Source organism: Mesorhizobium sp. LNJC391B00 (assembly GCF_000502535.1).
In the GTDB taxonomy this organism is placed as follows: Bacteria; Pseudomonadota; Alphaproteobacteria; order Rhizobiales; family Rhizobiaceae; genus Mesorhizobium.
Window position 1 is genome coordinate 107,305 of the sequence record NZ_AYWI01000009.1, and the last position, 14,277, is coordinate 121,581.

17 protein-coding genes are annotated in these 14,277 nt (G+C 62.1%); 10 read left to right on the forward strand and 7 right to left on the reverse strand.

Translation table 11 applies throughout. The features are described from left to right. Positions 1-124 precede the first annotated feature (124 nt). Positions 125-583 (reverse strand): tRNA (cytidine(34)-2'-O)-methyltransferase, encoded by a 459-nt coding sequence (locus X750_RS143690; RefSeq protein ID WP_023670018.1) that lies wholly within the window; start codon positions 581-583, stop codon positions 125-127. Between the two features lie 445 nt (positions 584-1,028). Here X750_RS143690 and X750_RS0133350 point away from each other — a divergent pair, with 445 nt between their 5' ends. Genes X750_RS0133350 through X750_RS143670 form a run of 5 tightly spaced genes read left to right on the forward strand, consistent with a single transcriptional unit; the run spans position 1,029 to position 6,043 of the window. After that, the gene (locus tag X750_RS0133350; RefSeq protein WP_023748154.1) at positions 1,029-1,436 is read left to right on the forward strand and encodes a hypothetical protein; all 408 of its coding nucleotides are present in this window, start codon (positions 1,029-1,031) and stop codon (positions 1,434-1,436) included. A 27-nt stretch (positions 1,437-1,463) separates the two neighbouring features. Continuing rightward, on the forward strand, positions 1,464-3,359 hold the full coding sequence (locus X750_RS143685) for an ABC transporter ATP-binding protein (RefSeq protein WP_023705915.1): 1,896 nt from the start codon (positions 1,464-1,466) through the stop codon (positions 3,357-3,359). A 10-nt stretch (positions 3,360-3,369) separates the two neighbouring features. Continuing rightward, positions 3,370-5,253 carry an ABC transporter ATP-binding protein gene (locus X750_RS143680; protein ID WP_023748155.1) on the forward strand — a complete coding sequence of 628 codons (1,884 nt, stop codon included), beginning with the start codon at positions 3,370-3,372 and terminating at the stop codon, positions 5,251-5,253. Positions 5,254-5,256: 3 nt separating this feature from the next. Then, complete coding sequence (locus X750_RS143675) at positions 5,257-5,733, forward strand: GNAT family N-acetyltransferase (protein ID WP_023691590.1); 477 nt, start codon at positions 5,257-5,259, stop codon at positions 5,731-5,733. 1 nt (position 5,734) lies between these two features. After that, positions 5,735-6,043 carry a DUF6665 family protein gene (locus X750_RS143670; protein WP_023724966.1) on the forward strand — a complete coding sequence of 103 codons (309 nt, stop codon included), beginning with the start codon at positions 5,735-5,737 and terminating at the stop codon, positions 6,041-6,043. Between the two features lie 20 nt (positions 6,044-6,063). On the opposite strand, the gene X750_RS143665 is transcribed toward X750_RS143670, so the two are convergent. The 3 genes from X750_RS143665 to X750_RS143655 are packed head-to-tail and all read right to left on the reverse strand — an operon-like array spanning position 6,064 to position 7,111. Continuing rightward, positions 6,064-6,408, reverse strand: a complete 345-nt coding sequence (locus X750_RS143665) for a cupin domain-containing protein (RefSeq protein WP_023724965.1) — start codon at positions 6,406-6,408, stop codon at positions 6,064-6,066. A 5-nt stretch (positions 6,409-6,413) separates the two neighbouring features. Further along, positions 6,414-6,836 (reverse strand): type II toxin-antitoxin system VapC family toxin, encoded by a 423-nt coding sequence (locus X750_RS143660; RefSeq protein WP_023724964.1) that lies wholly within the window; start codon positions 6,834-6,836, stop codon positions 6,414-6,416. Beyond that, positions 6,836-7,111, reverse strand: a complete 276-nt coding sequence (locus X750_RS143655) for a type II toxin-antitoxin system Phd/YefM family antitoxin (protein WP_023701566.1) — start codon at positions 7,109-7,111, stop codon at positions 6,836-6,838. The genes X750_RS143660 and X750_RS143655 overlap by 1 nt, the downstream gene beginning before the upstream one ends. Positions 7,112-7,370: 259 nt before the next feature. On the opposite strand from X750_RS143655, the gene petA reads away from it, so the two are divergent. The 5 genes from petA (at position 7,371) to X750_RS143630 (ending at position 12,074) form a co-directional block, all read left to right on the forward strand. Then, positions 7,371-7,931: a ubiquinol-cytochrome c reductase iron-sulfur subunit gene (gene petA / locus X750_RS143650; protein WP_023670027.1), complete on the forward strand. Its 561-nt coding sequence runs from the start codon at positions 7,371-7,373 to the stop codon at positions 7,929-7,931. 16 nt (positions 7,932-7,947) lie between these two features. Next, positions 7,948-9,291: a cytochrome b N-terminal domain-containing protein gene (locus X750_RS143645; RefSeq protein WP_023670028.1), complete on the forward strand. Its 1,344-nt coding sequence runs from the start codon at positions 7,948-7,950 to the stop codon at positions 9,289-9,291. A gap of 23 nt (positions 9,292-9,314) precedes the next feature. Beyond that, positions 9,315-10,187 carry a cytochrome c1 gene (locus tag X750_RS143640; protein WP_023670029.1) on the forward strand — a complete coding sequence of 291 codons (873 nt, stop codon included), beginning with the start codon at positions 9,315-9,317 and terminating at the stop codon, positions 10,185-10,187. Between the two features lie 186 nt (positions 10,188-10,373). Beyond that, a complete protein-coding gene (locus X750_RS143635) occupies positions 10,374-11,519 on the forward strand; it encodes an alpha-hydroxy acid oxidase (RefSeq protein ID WP_023670030.1) in 1,146 nt (381 codons plus the stop codon). A gap of 9 nt (positions 11,520-11,528) precedes the next feature. Next, positions 11,529-12,074 (forward strand): adenine phosphoribosyltransferase, encoded by a 546-nt coding sequence (locus X750_RS143630; protein ID WP_013529989.1) that lies wholly within the window; start codon positions 11,529-11,531, stop codon positions 12,072-12,074. A 114-nt stretch (positions 12,075-12,188) separates the two neighbouring features. On the opposite strand, the gene X750_RS143625 is transcribed toward X750_RS143630, so the two are convergent. From X750_RS143625 to corA, 3 genes are all read right to left on the reverse strand, one after another. After that, positions 12,189-12,653, reverse strand: a complete 465-nt coding sequence (locus X750_RS143625) for a MaoC family dehydratase (RefSeq protein ID WP_023748156.1) — start codon at positions 12,651-12,653, stop codon at positions 12,189-12,191. Beyond that, positions 12,650-13,111, reverse strand: a complete 462-nt coding sequence (locus X750_RS143620) for a MaoC family dehydratase (protein ID WP_023748157.1) — start codon at positions 13,109-13,111, stop codon at positions 12,650-12,652. Before X750_RS143620 ends, X750_RS143625 begins: the two co-directional genes overlap by 4 nt. Before the next feature lie 78 nt (positions 13,112-13,189). Next, positions 13,190-14,164 (reverse strand): magnesium/cobalt transporter CorA, encoded by a 975-nt coding sequence (gene corA / locus X750_RS143615; RefSeq protein WP_023670034.1) that lies wholly within the window; start codon positions 14,162-14,164, stop codon positions 13,190-13,192. Positions 14,165-14,277: the final 113 nt, after the last annotated feature.

Below are 14,277 nucleotides of genomic sequence, written 5' to 3' on the forward strand. Positions count from 1 at the left end.
ACTTAAGTTGAGCTTGTAGCCAGGAAATGTCGATAGGGCAATTGAGGAGAAGGCGATGTGCGCCTGGGTGAGAATGATGCAAGACGCAAGGGCCGTTGGCGATGACGACAACGCGTTGAAGGTTCTAGCCGAGTTGCCGGATGGCTTCACCGGCGACCATGGCGACGGACAGCGCGACGTTGATGCTGCGCGTGCCCGGCTGCATCGGGATCGTCAGCCGCGCATCCGCCGCCTGATGGACAGGATCCGGCACGCCGGCGGATTCGCGGCCGAACAGCAGGATGTCGCCTTGGGCGAAGCTGAAGCCCGTATAGGGGGTCGCGGCTTTGGTGGTGAGCAGCACCAGCCGGCAGGCTTGGCCCTTGCGCCAATCCTCGAAGGCGTTCCAGTCGACATGCCGGGTCAGGGCAGCCATTTCGAGGTAGTCCATCCCGGCGCGCTTGAGCGCTTTGTCGGAGAGCGGAAAGCCGGCTGGTTCGATAATGTCGACGCCAAGGCCGAGGCAGGCGGCGAAGCGCAGGATTGTTCCGGTGTTGCCGGCGATGTCAGGCTGGTAGAGGGCGATGCGGAGACGGTGGTTCATTTCCGCGTCTTTCTAATAAGTGGCAGATCGGCCACAGCGGGTGGCTGGTTGTGGAAATTGCTGGACCTGCGGGTGGCCATTTTCTGCGAAGTCGATTATACCGCAGGCATTGTCAACCCGAACCGATGGAGGGGTATTTCATGATGACCATGCACATCCTGCGCCCCTCCCGTGGGCTTACCTGCCTGCCGGCGGTTTCGGTACGACGATTTACCTGATTTCTTAGATCTGATCGCACCGATTCCCGCCGAACCCAATTTTCGGCTCTCGAAGGAATCCTGCGATGTTTTTCAACCGGTTAAAGGGGCCCAGAGCCCCAGCTGAGCATGTCGCGACCGAGTGCTATCCTCGTGTCCCGACGGATGCAATCCGTGCCTCCGGCCGAATGCCGGCGCACGACATTGCTTCGCCTTCTTATGTCTATTCTCACACGGAGGACGGACCGATGTTCGATCCCTATAAGATACCGGGTTCAAGAAGCCTGCACGAACGCAAGACGGCGACCTGGGCGTTGCTGGTCGGCGAGACCAATTCGTCGGCGGTTCACGCCGAGACGCGCCGGCGTCCGCATCGCGGCATGTTGCCGGATGTCGATTTCTCGCGTGCGGTTCCCGACCACAGCCGGCCGTCGCTGGTGCGCCGGATCATTCGGCTGATCCGGCCGGGCGCGAAAAACCGGACTGGCGGCGGCGTGCCGTCAGCTCAGTCGAAGGCTTCTGTCGGTGAAAAGCCCGCAAGTCCCTATATTGCGCGAAGCAGGACCGATGGCCCGGGTGATTCCGGGCCGTCGGTCCCCGCCGACGTACGGTCTGGGGACGCGGAGCGCCCCGGGGATTTTTCCCGCGCCGCATGAGCGGACAAAAGTTTTGTGAGCATCACTATGTTTAGCTGGTTTGAAAGAAGGCTCGATCCGTTCCCCGCAGCGGAACCGGTCGAGCCGCCGAAGACGCTGGTTGCCTTCTGCGTGCATTATACGCGCGGCGCCTGGCCATACATCATCGTCGACGCGGTGCTGGTGACGGCGATTGCCATCGCGGAAGTGTGGATGTTCGGCTTCATGGGCCACATCGTCGACTGGCTGTCCGGGCAGAACCGCGAAACCTTCCTGCAGACCGAGAGCTGGAAGCTTGCCGGCATGGCCTTCGTCGTGCTGTTCGCGCTGCCGGGTACGGTATGGCTGCATTCTTTGCTCAACCAGCAGACGCTGATGGGCAACTACCCCATGCGCATCCGATGGCAGGTGCATCGTTATCTCTTGAAGCAGTCGATGAGCTTCTACCAGGACGAATTTGCCGGCCGCATCGCCACCAAGCTGATGCAGACGGCACTCGCCGTGCGCGAATGCGTCATCAAGGTGATCGAGGTGCTCAATTACGTCATCGTCTATTTCCTCGGCATGCTGTTCATCGTCGGCTCGGCCGACTTGCGGCTGGCGGCACCTCTCGGCGTCTGGCTGCTCGGCTATATCGGGTTGTTGCGCTATATCATCCCGAAGCTGGGCAAGGTCGGCGAGGCGCAGGCCAATGCGCGCTCGACGATGACCGGCCGCGTCGTCGACAGCTACACCAACATCCAGACGGTCAAGTTGTTTTCCCATGCACGGCGCGAAGCAACGTTCGCCAAAGAAGGCATGGCAGGCTTCCTCGACACGGTCTACCGGTCGATGCGGCTGGTGACGGTGCTTTACGGGCTGCTCTATATCCTCAACGCGCTGCTCCTGTTTTCGGTGACGGCGCTGGCGCTGTGGCTGTGGCTCGGCCAGGCGGTGACGATCGGCGCCGTCGCCGTGGTCATCGGCCTCGTGCTCCGTATGTGGGGCATGTCGCAGTGGATCATGTGGGAAATGTCGAGCCTGTTCGAGAACATCGGCACGGTGCAAGACGGCATCGCCTCGATCTCGCTGCCGCGCCTGGTCGAAGACCGGCCGGGGGCGAAGGACATTGCCGTCACCAAGGGCGAGATCCGCTTCGACGACATTCGTTTCCACTATGGCAAGCAGAAGGGCGTCATCGAGAACCTGTCGCTGACGGTGAAGCCCGGCGAGAAAGTCGGCATTGTCGGGCGCTCGGGTGCGGGCAAGTCGACGCTGGTCAATCTCCTGTTGCGGTTCTACGACCTCGAGAACGGCCGGATCCTGATCGACGGCCAGGAGATCGCTTCGGTGACGCAGGATTCGCTGCGCGCGCAGATCGGCATGGTGACGCAGGACACTTCGCTGCTGCATCGTTCGGTGCGCGACAACATCCTTTACGGGCGGCCCGATGCGACGGAGGAAATGCTTGTCGAGGCAGCCGGGCGGGCCGAGGCGCTGGAGTTTATCGGCAGGCTTTCGGATCACACCGGACGTAAAGGGCTCGATGCTCATGTCGGCGACCGCGGCGTCAAATTGTCCGGCGGCCAGCGGCAACGCATCGCCATTGCTCGCGTTATGTTGAAGGACGCACCGATACTTATCCTTGACGAAGCGACGTCGGCGCTGGATTCCGAAGCCGAGGCCGCCATCCAGGAGAATCTCTACAAGCTCATGCAAGGCAAGACCGTCATCGCCATTGCGCACCGGCTGTCGACCATCGCGGCGATGGACAGGCTCGTCGTCCTCGACAAGGGCCGTGTCATCGAGGAAGGGTCGCACGAGGAACTCGTTGCCAGCGGCGGGCTCTACGCGCAGCTCTGGCAGCGCCAGTCGGGCGGGTTCCTGCTCGACGACGGTCCGGTCGATGCCGCCAATGACGCCGTTGCCAACGACATCGGCGTGAAGGGTGAAGCCGCAGAGTGATGACGTCAGCATGATGACAGCCGTCTATCGCTGGTTCGAGGACTGGGTCTATCCGTTCAGGGAGCCGGCGGACCTTCGGCCACCGCCAAGCGTCGGCGGCTTCCTCTGGCACTATGTCGGCCAGGCGAAGTTCGCCTTCTTCGCCATGCTGGTCATCGGCGGCATCGCGCCGCTGATCGAGGCCGGGCTTTTCTACTTCGTCGGGCGGCTGGTCGATATTCTCGACCAGCTTCCCGGTGAACGCAGCTGGGACGCGCTGTGGACCGCCGCCGGGCCTGAGCTTGTTTTCATGATCGCAGTGGTGCTGGTCATCCGCACCGTCGTCGTCGGCCTGTCGGCGCTGGTCAACGAACAGACGATCACGCCGGGCTTCTACAATCTGGTGCGCTGGCAGGCACACCGGCATGTGTCGCGGCAGTCCTACACTTTCTTCCAGAACGATTTCGCCGGCCGTATCGCGACAAAAGTCTGGCAGGCGGGGCAGGCGACCGGCGACCTGATGGAGAGCTTCATCGAGGTCATCTGGTTCATGCTCATCTATACGGTGACGACCTTGGCGCTGGTCGCCGGGCTGGATCTGCGCCTGGCCGTGCTGGTGGTGATCTGGATCCTCGCTTTCGCCTGGCTGGCCAAGCTCTATCTGCCCTCGATCCGCAGGCATGCCGAGGCGACGGCTGAAGCGGGCTCGATGATCAATGGGCGCATCATCGATTCCTATTCCAACGTGCAGACGCTGAAGCTGTTCTCGGCCGACGGCGACGACCGCTACATCAAGAACGGCTTCGACATCTATCTCGATGCACTACGGCCCTTCACCCGCCGGCTGACCGGCGTGCGAATGGCGCTGACGACGCTGTCGGGCATCATGATCACCGCGATTGGCTGCTTTGCCGTCTATCTCTGGGTCGAAGGGTCGATCACTGTCGGCGCCGTCGCCTTCACGCTGTCCCTGGTGCTACGGCTCAACATGCTGCTCGGGCGCGTGATGATGCAGCTCAACGGCATTTTGCGAAACCTCGGCGTGCTGGAAAACTCCAAGGCGCTGATCTCGCAGCCGCTTGGCCTTGTCGATGCGCCGGATGCGAAAGAGCTTGTCGTCGCCGGCGGCCGCATCGAGGTGAAGAATGTCGAGTTCCACTACGGCAAGGGTTTTGGCGTGCTGAATGGCATCGACCTTGTGGTCAAGCCTGGCGAGAAGGTCGGGCTGGTCGGGCCGTCCGGTGCGGGCAAGACGACCTTAGCCAATCTCATCCTGCGCCTCTACGACCTCGAGAGCGGGAAAATCCTGATCGACGGGCAAGACGTCGCCGAGGTGACGCAGAACTCGCTGCGCGCCAATATCGGCGTGGTCAGCCAGGACACGGCGCTGTTCCACCGCTCGCTGCGCGACAACATCAAGCTCGGCATGCCGGACGCGACCGACGCCGAGGTGATCGCGGCGGCGAAGAAGGCCGAGGCGCACGAGTTCATATTGGGCCTGCGCGACAACCGGGACCGTACCGGCTACGAGGCTTTTGTCGGCGAGCGCGGCGTGAAACTGTCGGGCGGCCAGCGCCAGCGCGTCGCGATCGCCCGCGTCTTCCTCAAGGATGCGCCGAACCTGATCCTCGACGAGGCGACCTCGGCGCTCGATTCCGACATCGAGGCGGCGATCCAGGAGAATCTCGCCAGCCTGATGGAGAACAAGACTGTCATCGCCATCGCTCATCGGCTGTCGACCATCGCCGCGCTCGACCGTCTTGTGGTGCTGGACGGAGGCCGCATCGTCGAACAGGGCACGCATGACGAGCTGGTGGCGCTCGACGGGCTCTATGCGCGGCTGTGGAAGCGGCAGTCCGGCGGCTTCCTCTACCACGAGGAAAGCGTGCTGGAAGAGACACGGCCGGCGGAGTAGGGCATGGCAGCGTCGCCTGATATCGGCTACGTCCTCAAGCGGCTGCGGCCAACCGCGCCGGCCTTCGACGCGCTGAAGGAGGAGAGCCGGCTGGAGGGCTACTGGATGCTGGTGCGGCTGGCGGATGGCTGGGCGGGCGGCCGCAACAAGTTCCTGAAACGAGGCGAGGCGCTGTTTGGTGCATGGCATGGCCGAGAACTCGCTGGTGTGTGCGGGTTGAACATCGATCCTTATTTCGAAGGCCGGGACCACGGCCGGGTCAGGCACCTGTTCGTCAGCGCGCGTCACCGCCGCAGCGGCATTGGCCGCATGCTGGTCGAGACCGTCATTGACAGGGCACGTCAGCATTTTGCCGTGCTGAACACCCGCGCGCCACAAGAAGCCTTTGGGTTCTATGAACGGCTTGGCTTCCAGCCGGTGGTGGGCGAAGAATTCGTCACGCACCGCATGATGCTCTCTCAAGACAGAAAAGGAGGCTGAGATGTCACTGCGTCCGCCATCCCTAGGCGCCTCGGCTGCCGAAGCCGCGTTCGACGCGCTTGGCCATGAGATACTGGCTGAAAAGGCCGCAGCGCTCGGCCGTGCCGGCCAACGGGTCGAGGAAACGCTGGCCAAGCTCCGTCAGAACAACGACGACAAGGAGCAGCGACCGCGGCTGCTCAAGGAGGCTGCCGCAGCGGTGCACGCCTATTTCATCCAGCGTGAACTCTGCGGCCTGCGCCGGCATGAGTCGGTCATCCGCGAATACGATATCCCAAGGGCCGTGCTGGTCAGGCTCGGTGCAAGCTAGAGGTCATCAGCCGGCAACATTCATTCCAGCCATTCGGTGATGAAGCTGCCGTTTTCGTGGATGTCGGTCGTTTCGAGCGGGCCTGGGCCAAGATTGGTGAATTTGTGCGGCGTATCGGGCGGCACGATCAGGATCTGGCCGGCCGTGGCCTCGATCTGCTGGTCGCCGATCGTGAACAGGCCGGTGCCTTGCCGGATGATGAATATCTCACAATAGGGATGCGTGTGCAGGCGCGGGCCGCCGCCAATCTCTTCCTGATAGTTGAAAATCAGGCAGGAGTTGGAGCCGTAGGCGCCGCATTGCAGTTCGCCCTGCCAGCGGCCGGGCGTCCTGGTCCAGGTCTCGCGGTCGATGATGTGTGCCATAGCCTCTAACCCTTCGTCGGTATCCAGGGGTTGAAAAGCTTCACGCCGGTGCCTTCAAAATCCTTGGTGTTGCGGGTCACGACTGTCAAGTTTTTGACGAGCGCGGTAGCGGCTATGAGGGCGTCGCGCTCCGGCTTTGGATCGGGAACGTGGAGGTTTGCGCAACGCAGGACAACAGCCGTGTCTATGCTCAATATCCGGTCGTCAAACTGTGGAATGAGTGTCTGATCCAACCACTCACGGTACATGGTGGCCTGGCGAGTATCCTTCCTCGACAAGAGCAATGTTCCGATTTCGAGTTCCAGGATCGAAATGACCGACATGAAAAAGCTGGCGATGTCGTGGGTCTCTGACCAGGCCAAAACGTTGCGATCGGCCTTGTCCCGACGACGCAGATTCGAAACGACATTGGTGTCAAGAATGAACATCAGTCGAGTTCGGGAATCTTGAAAAACGGTCCTTCCAGGCGAGGTGGTTCCCAGTCGAAATCTGCTTCGGGGCGATCATCGGCAATCGCGTCCGCGAGGCTTCTCGGCTTCTTCTCTAAACGCTGATATTCCTCCATCGACATCAGCACATGGGAGGGCTTGCCGCGGTCGGTAATGATGACCGGCCCGTTCTTGGCTGCCCGTTTGGCATGCGCCGTGTCCTGGTTGAATTCACGGCTCGACATGATGGTTATCGTCTTCGTCGAGATATTCATATCAACACCTCCATCCGGAAGATGTAGACATATTGCTACATTCGGCCAAGCTCGTCAAATTTCTCTTCGTGCGGAACGCCCGCGACAATCTGCCCTTGTGGCCTCAGCCCGCTGGACAAAAACGGGCTTCACGCATAAACCGAAATCCAAATGCCGGAGGAATTCGCTAGCTTGTTCGCCATGCGCTGTCGGGCCGGCGCGATGGAGCGGGGACAAAGCTCGGCCGCCGGCTCGGAAGAGGCGAAAGGATCAGGCACCCGTGAGCGCAACCGACACCCAGGATCCCAACCGTCGTGATTTTCTCTACGTCGCCACCGGCATGGCCGCAGTGGTTGGCGCAGGTGCCGTCGCCTGGCCGTTCATCGACCAGATGCGCCCCGATGCCTCGACGCTGGCGCTGGCCTCGGTCGAGGTCGATGTCGCCTCGCTGACGCCTGGCATGTCGCTGATCGTCAAATGGCGCGGCAAGCCGGTCGTGGTGCGCAATCGCACCGAGCAGGAGATGAAGGACGGCGAAGCCGTGAACCTTGCCGATCTCAAGGATCCTATTGCCCGCAACGCCAATCTGCCCGCCGATGCGCCGGCGACCGACGCCAACCGCACCACGCCCGGCAAGGAAGCCTGGATGGTGATGGTGCAGGTCTGCACGCATCTGGGGTGCATTCCGCTTGGCCAGGAAGGCGATTTCGGCGGCTGGTTCTGCCCGTGCCACGGTTCGGTGTACGATACCGCCGGCCGCATCCGCAAAGGCCCGGCGCCGGAAAACATGGCCGTGCCGGTATTCAAGTTCATTTCCGATACCAAAATCCTTATCGGTTGAGGCAGGGGATAATTCGATGAGCGAGGGACACTCGACCTATACGCCCAAGACCGGTATCGAACGCTGGTTCGACGCCCGCATGCCGCTGCCGCGCATGGTCTATGACAGCTTCATCGCCTATCCGGTGCCGCGCAACCTTAACTATGCGTGGACCTTCGGCGGCATCCTCACGATCATGCTGGTGGCGCAGATCCTGACCGGTATCGTGCTGGCCATGCACTATACCGCCGACACCAACCTCGCCTTCAATTCGGTCGAGAAGATCATGCGCGACGTCAATTCGGGCTGGCTGTTGCGCTACATGCATTCCAACGGCGCCTCGTTCTTCTTCGTCGCCGTCTACATCCACATCTTCCGCGGGCTTTATTACGGCTCCTACAAGGCGCCGCGCGAGCTGCTGTGGATCCTCGGCTGCATCATCTATCTGCTGATGATGGCGACCGGCTTCATGGGCTATGTGCTGCCTTGGGGTCAGATGAGCTTCTGGGGCGCCACCGTCATCACCGGCTTCTTCAGCGCCATTCCGCTGGTCGGCAACTGGATCCAGGAACTGCTGCTCGGCGGTTTCGCCGTCGACAACCCGACGCTCAACCGCTTCTTTGCGCTGCACTATTTGCTGCCGTTCATGATCGCCGGCGTCGTCGTGCTGCACGTCTGGGCGCTGCACGTGGTCGGCCAGTCGAACCCGACCGGCATCGAGGTGAAATCGAAGACCGACACCGTTGCCTTTACGCCCTATGCGACCATCAAGGATGCATTCGGCATGATCGTGTTCCTGTTCTTCTTCGCCTATTTCGTCTTCTACCTGCCGAACTTTCTCGGCCATCCGGACAATTACACGATCGCCAACCCGCTGAAGACGCCGGCCCACATCGTGCCGGAATGGTACTTCCTGCCGTTCTACGCGATCCTGCGCGCGATCACCTTCAACATCGGGCCGATCAACTCCAAGCTCGGTGGCGTGCTGTGCATGTTCGGCGCCATCGTCATGCTGTTCCTGGTGCCGTGGCTCGACACCTCCAAGGTGCGCTCGGCGGTCTACCGGCCCTGGTACAAGCTGTTCTTCTGGCTGTTCGTCGCCGACGCTGTCCTGCTTGGCTGGCTTGGCTCGCAGCCGGCGGAAGGCGGCGGTCTGTTGACCCTCCTGATAGGTGAGGTCTCGGGCAACTACGTTGGCTACGCTCAAGCGGCGACACTGTTCTACTTCGCCTTCTTCCTCGTCATCCTGCCGGTGCTTGGCCTGATCGAGACGCCACGCAGACTGCCGAATTCGATCACCGAGGCGGTGCTGGAGAAGAACAAGGGTGCCGGAGGGGGACATCCGGCCGGTGCGACCGCCGCGCCGGAAACCAAAGGCTGAGTGAGAATCTAAGGGGATTTGGCATGAAAAAGATTCTCACCTCGCTCGCCCTGCTAGGCGTGTTTGCCGCTGGCATCGGAGCCGTCGGCAGTGTGGCGATCGCCGCTGAAGAGGCGCACAACGCGGCGGCACCGACGCATTTCCCGATCCACGAGCCGAAGGAGATGGACTGGACTTTTGCCGGTCCGTTCGGCACCTACGACAAGGCGCAGCTGCAGCGTGGCTTGAAGGTCTACAAGGAAGTCTGCTCGGCCTGCCACTCGATGAATTTGGTGGCGTTCCGCACGCTGGAGGACCTCGGCTATTCGGAAGCGCAGATCAAGTCCCTGTCGGCCGAGTACACCATCCATGATGGACCCAACGATGCCGGGGACATGTTCGACCGCCCGGGCAAGCCGTCCGACCATTTCCCGGCGCCGTTCGCCAATGAGGAGGCGGCTGCCGCTTCCAACGGCGGCGCTGCCCCACCGGATATGTCGCTGCTGGCCAAGGCGCGCGGCGTCGAGCGCGGCTTCCCGCGCTTCGTCTTCGATATCTTCACGCAATATGCGCAGGGCGGCCCGGACTACATCCATTCGCTGCTGACCGGCTACGACGAGACGCCACCTGCCGGCATGGTGATCCCCGAAGGCACCCACTACAATCCATACTTCATGTCCGGCGTGTCGCTGAAGATGCCCAAGCCGCTCTCCGACGGCCAGGTGACCTACGATGACGGTTCGCCGCAGACGATCGACCAGTATTCGCGCGACGTCTCGGCGTTCCTGATGTGGGCGGCCGAGCCGCATATGGAAGACCGCAAGAAGACCGGCTTCCGCGTGCTGGTGTTTCTGCTTCTGTTCGGGGCGCTGATGTATCTGACCAAGCGCAAGGTGTGGGAAGGCGTGGCGCACTAAGCCGCATCTTATTCCTCGGAAATGGAAAGGGCGTCTTCGGACGCCCTTTTTGCTTGCCAAACCGGGCATGGTTCGCATCTTGGCGCAGCAGCCGTCCAGTAAGAAGTCCGTTGGCACGGCGCCATGCGATTGGTATTGCACGCGCGCCCGGCGGATCGCGGGCTAAAGGGGCATTTGGGATCGATGATGCGGCTACGCGACTGTCACAACTTTTCCGATTTCCGGCGCATGGCCCAGCAGCGGTTGCCTGGGCCAATCTTCAACTACATCGATGGCGCGGCCGACGACGAGGTCACCTATCGCCGCAACACCGAGAGCTTCGAGCGCTGCGACCTCGTTCCCAACGTGCTGCGCGGGGTAAGCGAGATCGACATGTCGGTGACGGTGATGGGCCAGAAGCTGGCCATGCCCGTCTATTGCTCGCCGACCGCCTTGCAGCGGCTGTTCCATCATCAAGGCGAGCGCGCGGTGGCCAAGGCTTCGGCCAAATTCGGCACGATGTTCGGCGTGTCCTCGCTCGGCACTGTCAGTCTTGAGGAAGCGCGCAAGATCAGCAGCAGCCCGCAGGTCTACCAGTTCTATTTCCACCGGGATCGCGGCCTCAACCGGGCGATGATGCAGCGGGCGAAAGCGGTTGGAGTCGAAGTGATGATGCTGACCGTCGACAGCATCACCGGAGGCAACCGCGAGCGCGACAAGCGCACCGGCTTTGCCATCCCCTTCAAGCTCAACCTTGCCGGCATGCTGCAGTTCGCGCTGAAGCCGGGCTGGGCGATCAACTATTTCACCCATGAGGGGTTCAAGCTGCCGCAGCTCGACGAGCATGTCGACATGGGCGGCGGCACGATGTCGATCAGCCGCTACTTCACCGAGATGCTCGATCCGTCGATGACCTGGGACGATGTTGCCGAGATGGTCAGACTGTGGGGAGGTCCGTTCTGTCTCAAGGGCGTCATGTCGGTGGAGGATGCCAAGCGCGCCGTCGAGATCGGCTGCAGCGGCATTGTGCTGTCCAACCATGGCGGCCGGCAGCTGGACGGCTCGCGGGCGGCGTTCGACCAGTTGGCCGAGATCGTCGATGCCGTCGGCGACAGAATAGACGTCATCATGGATGGCGGCGTGCAGCGCGGCACCCATGTGCTGAAGGCGCTGTCGCTCGGCGCCAAGGCTGTTGGCGTCGGCCGCTATTACCTGTTCCCGCTAGCGGCGGCCGGACAGCCGGGCGTCGAGCGGGCGCTGGAGCAGATGCGGATCGAGATCGAGCGCGGCATGAAGCTGATGGGCTGCAGTTCGATCGAACAATTGTCGCGCAACAACCTCCGTTTCAGGTAATCTCGACCCATGAAATCCTCGCTCGAAGACACGCTGCTCGCCGCGATCCGCACCATTCCGGACTACCCCAAGCCCGGCATCCTGTTTCGCGACATCACCACTTTGCTCGGCAATGCGCGCGCCTTCCGCCGCGCCATCGACGAGCTGGTGCATCCCTATGCCGGGCAGAAGATCGACAAGATCGCCGGCATCGAGGCACGCGGCTTCATCCTCGGCGGTGCGGTCGCGCACCAGCTTTCGGCCGGTTTCGTGCCGATCCGCAAGAAGGGCAAGCTGCCTTACGAGACGGTACGCGTCGCCTACAGCCTGGAATACGGGCTGGACGAGATGGAGATGCACAAGGACGGCGTTGCGCCGGGCGAGAAGGTGATCCTGGTTGACGACCTGATCGCGACCGGCGGCACGGCGGAGGCGGCGGTCAAGCTGCTGAGGCAGATCGGCGCCGATATTCTTGCCGCGTGCTTCGTCATCGACCTGCCGGATCTCGGCGGACGGGCGAAGCTCGAAGCGCTGGGCGTGCCGGTGCGGACGTTGATCGGGTTTGAGGGGCATTAGGGAGTAGGGAGTAGGGAGTAGGGAGTAGGGAGTAGGGAGTTGGGAGGAAGCTCCGCATTCCGTGCAAGGCGCAGCACCCACTGCTGCCTAATCCCTACTGCCTAAACCCTAGCCCTACCCAGCCTTCACCAGCACCGCGCTGTCGAACTCCAGCACCTTGTCGCCCGTCGAATCGAATCCTTCCGAGCGCAGCGCGAGCAGCCGCCAGCCGGGGCGATTGGCCAGCGGGCGGTGGGAGACGGCCGTGCGGGTGAAGGTGACGGTTTCGCCGGCATAGACCGGCTTTGGCCATTTCAGGTTCCTGAAGCCGGGGGAGGGGCCGAATTCTGGTACCGGGCCGGGTCCGGTCCATTGAGAAGCGTCCATAGGATTTTTGAGATTGAGCTTCATCCAGGTGGCCGCGGTGTGCCAGCCTGAGGCGCAGAGGCGGCCGAACACGCTTTTCTTCGCCGCCTCCTCGTCGACATGAAAGACCTGTGGATCGTATTTGCAGGCGAACGCCTTGATCGCCTCGGTTTCGAATGTGTGCGAACCGAGGTTGATGGTATCGCCGATGCGGAAGAACGCGTCGAGGCTCATGCGCCGGCCTCGCGGGTCAAGAACATGACAGTGTTCTCAAGTTCGAAGACGCTTTCACCGCGCTGGTTGAACAGTTCGCTGCGCAAGGTGACGAGGCCGAGCTGAGGCCTGGATTTCGACAGGCGCCTGGCAAGCACGCTGGTGCTGCCGGCCAGTGTGTCGCCGGCCAGCACCGGCTTCTTCCATTTGACCTGGTCGATGCCGGGCGCGCCTTGCGCGGTCGAGTCGAGCAGGAAGGCGTCGCACAGCATGCGCATGAAGATCGCGCAGGTGTGCCAGCCGGAGGCGGCCAAGCCGCCAAGGATGCTGACCTTGCCGGCGGCTTCGTCGAGATGCATCGGCTGCGGGTCGAATTCGGTGGCGAATTCGATGATTTCGGCCGCACTCACCTGCTTGGCGCCGAGGTCGATCGATGCGCCCTCGGTGAAATCCTCGTAGGCCCAGCTTTTTGCGGTCATGATCCCAATCCGGTTGTACGATTACCGGGCATCCGGATGCCGTCCGGGCGGCGTTTGGTCAAGCGAATTCTATTGGGCCTACAACCAGCCGCGGCGGCGGAAATACCAGAACGGCAGGATCGCCGACAGGATCATCAGGCCGATGGCGAAGGGATAGCCGAGCTCCCATTTCAGCTCCGGGATGACGTCGAAATTCATGCCGTAGATCGAAGCCACCAGCGTCGGCGGCAGGAAGATGACGGCGGCGACCGAGAAGATCTTGATGATGGCGTTCTGCTCGATCGAGATCATGCCGAGCGTCGCGTCGAGCAGGAACGAGATCTTCTGCGACAGGAAGGTGGCATGGTCGGCGAGCGACAGCACGTCGCGCGATACGGTCTTGATGCGGGCGCGGACGTCCTTGCTCATCTTGATCTGGGTCGCGACGTGGGCAAGGAAGCCGGTGAGGCGCTGCAACGAGATCAGGCTGTCACGGATCGAGGAGGCGATGTCCTCCTTGCGGCCGATGGCCTTGAGCAGTTCCTGGAAGTCGCGATTGCGCTTGTTCACCTTGGTCGACCGCGCCTCGAAGATGTCGCGCGAGATCGTCTCGATGTCACGGCCGGCGCGTTCGAGAATATCGGCTAGGCGATCGACGATCGCCTCCAGCAGGCCGATCAGGATGGTGTTGCCGGTGGTGCAGCCTGTCGCCACCTTCTCGGCGCGCAGGGGAAAGGTCTTGAACGCCTTCGGCTCATGATAGCGGATGGTGACCAGTCTCGGGCCGGCAAGCACAAAGGTAACCGGTGACATCAAGGGATCATCGATTTCGGTCTGCGCCGGCAAGGTGGCGGTCATGAAGTAGGCGCCGTCCTCGATGTAGAGGCGGCTCGAAATCTCGATCTCCTCCATCTCCTCGCGCGTCGGGATGGCAACGCCGAGCCAGGTCTCGATCGCTGTTTCTTCTTCCTTGGTCGGGTTGAGAAGGTCGGCCCAGACGACCTGATCGCCATTGGCCACGAGATCGTCGGCGAGGCGCAGGCGATCATTGTCGACGACGAAGGCCTTGATCATCGCCGAATCTCCCTTGCCGGATTAAAGGGTGCGTTCAGATTGACGCGTCGTGTAGGACTGCACGGTTCTTCGTCGCGTGCTCCGACCGTGCGCCTGCCGCTTAAACTTATGAG

Coding starts and splice junctions, on each gene's coding strand:
- X750_RS143665 (WP_023724965.1), bottom strand. CDS start 6,408: ATGGCACACATCATCGACCGCGAGACCTGGACCAGGACGCCCGGCCGC.
- X750_RS143645 (WP_023670028.1), top strand. CDS start 7,948: ATGAGCGAGGGACACTCGACCTATACGCCCAAGACCGGTATCGAACGC.
- X750_RS143675 (WP_023691590.1), top strand. CDS start 5,257: ATGGCAGCGTCGCCTGATATCGGCTACGTCCTCAAGCGGCTGCGGCCA.
- X750_RS143630 (WP_013529989.1), top strand. CDS start 11,529: ATGAAATCCTCGCTCGAAGACACGCTGCTCGCCGCGATCCGCACCATT.
- X750_RS143690 (WP_023670018.1), bottom strand. CDS start 583: ATGAACCACCGTCTCCGCATCGCCCTCTACCAGCCTGACATCGCCGGC.
- X750_RS143685 (WP_023705915.1), top strand. CDS start 1,464: ATGTTTAGCTGGTTTGAAAGAAGGCTCGATCCGTTCCCCGCAGCGGAA.
- corA (WP_023670034.1), bottom strand. CDS start 14,164: ATGATCAAGGCCTTCGTCGTCGACAATGATCGCCTGCGCCTCGCCGAC.
- X750_RS143625 (WP_023748156.1), bottom strand. CDS start 12,653: ATGAGCCTCGACGCGTTCTTCCGCATCGGCGATACCATCAACCTCGGT.
- X750_RS143620 (WP_023748157.1), bottom strand. CDS start 13,111: ATGACCGCAAAAAGCTGGGCCTACGAGGATTTCACCGAGGGCGCATCG.
- X750_RS143670 (WP_023724966.1), top strand. CDS start 5,735: ATGTCACTGCGTCCGCCATCCCTAGGCGCCTCGGCTGCCGAAGCCGCG.
- X750_RS143680 (WP_023748155.1), top strand. CDS start 3,370: ATGATGACAGCCGTCTATCGCTGGTTCGAGGACTGGGTCTATCCGTTC.
- X750_RS0133350 (WP_023748154.1), top strand. CDS start 1,029: ATGTTCGATCCCTATAAGATACCGGGTTCAAGAAGCCTGCACGAACGC.
- X750_RS143640 (WP_023670029.1), top strand. CDS start 9,315: ATGAAAAAGATTCTCACCTCGCTCGCCCTGCTAGGCGTGTTTGCCGCT.
- X750_RS143655 (WP_023701566.1), bottom strand. CDS start 7,111: ATGAATATCTCGACGAAGACGATAACCATCATGTCGAGCCGTGAATTC.
- X750_RS143660 (WP_023724964.1), bottom strand. CDS start 6,836: ATGTTCATTCTTGACACCAATGTCGTTTCGAATCTGCGTCGTCGGGAC.
- X750_RS143635 (WP_023670030.1), top strand. CDS start 10,374: ATGCGGCTACGCGACTGTCACAACTTTTCCGATTTCCGGCGCATGGCC.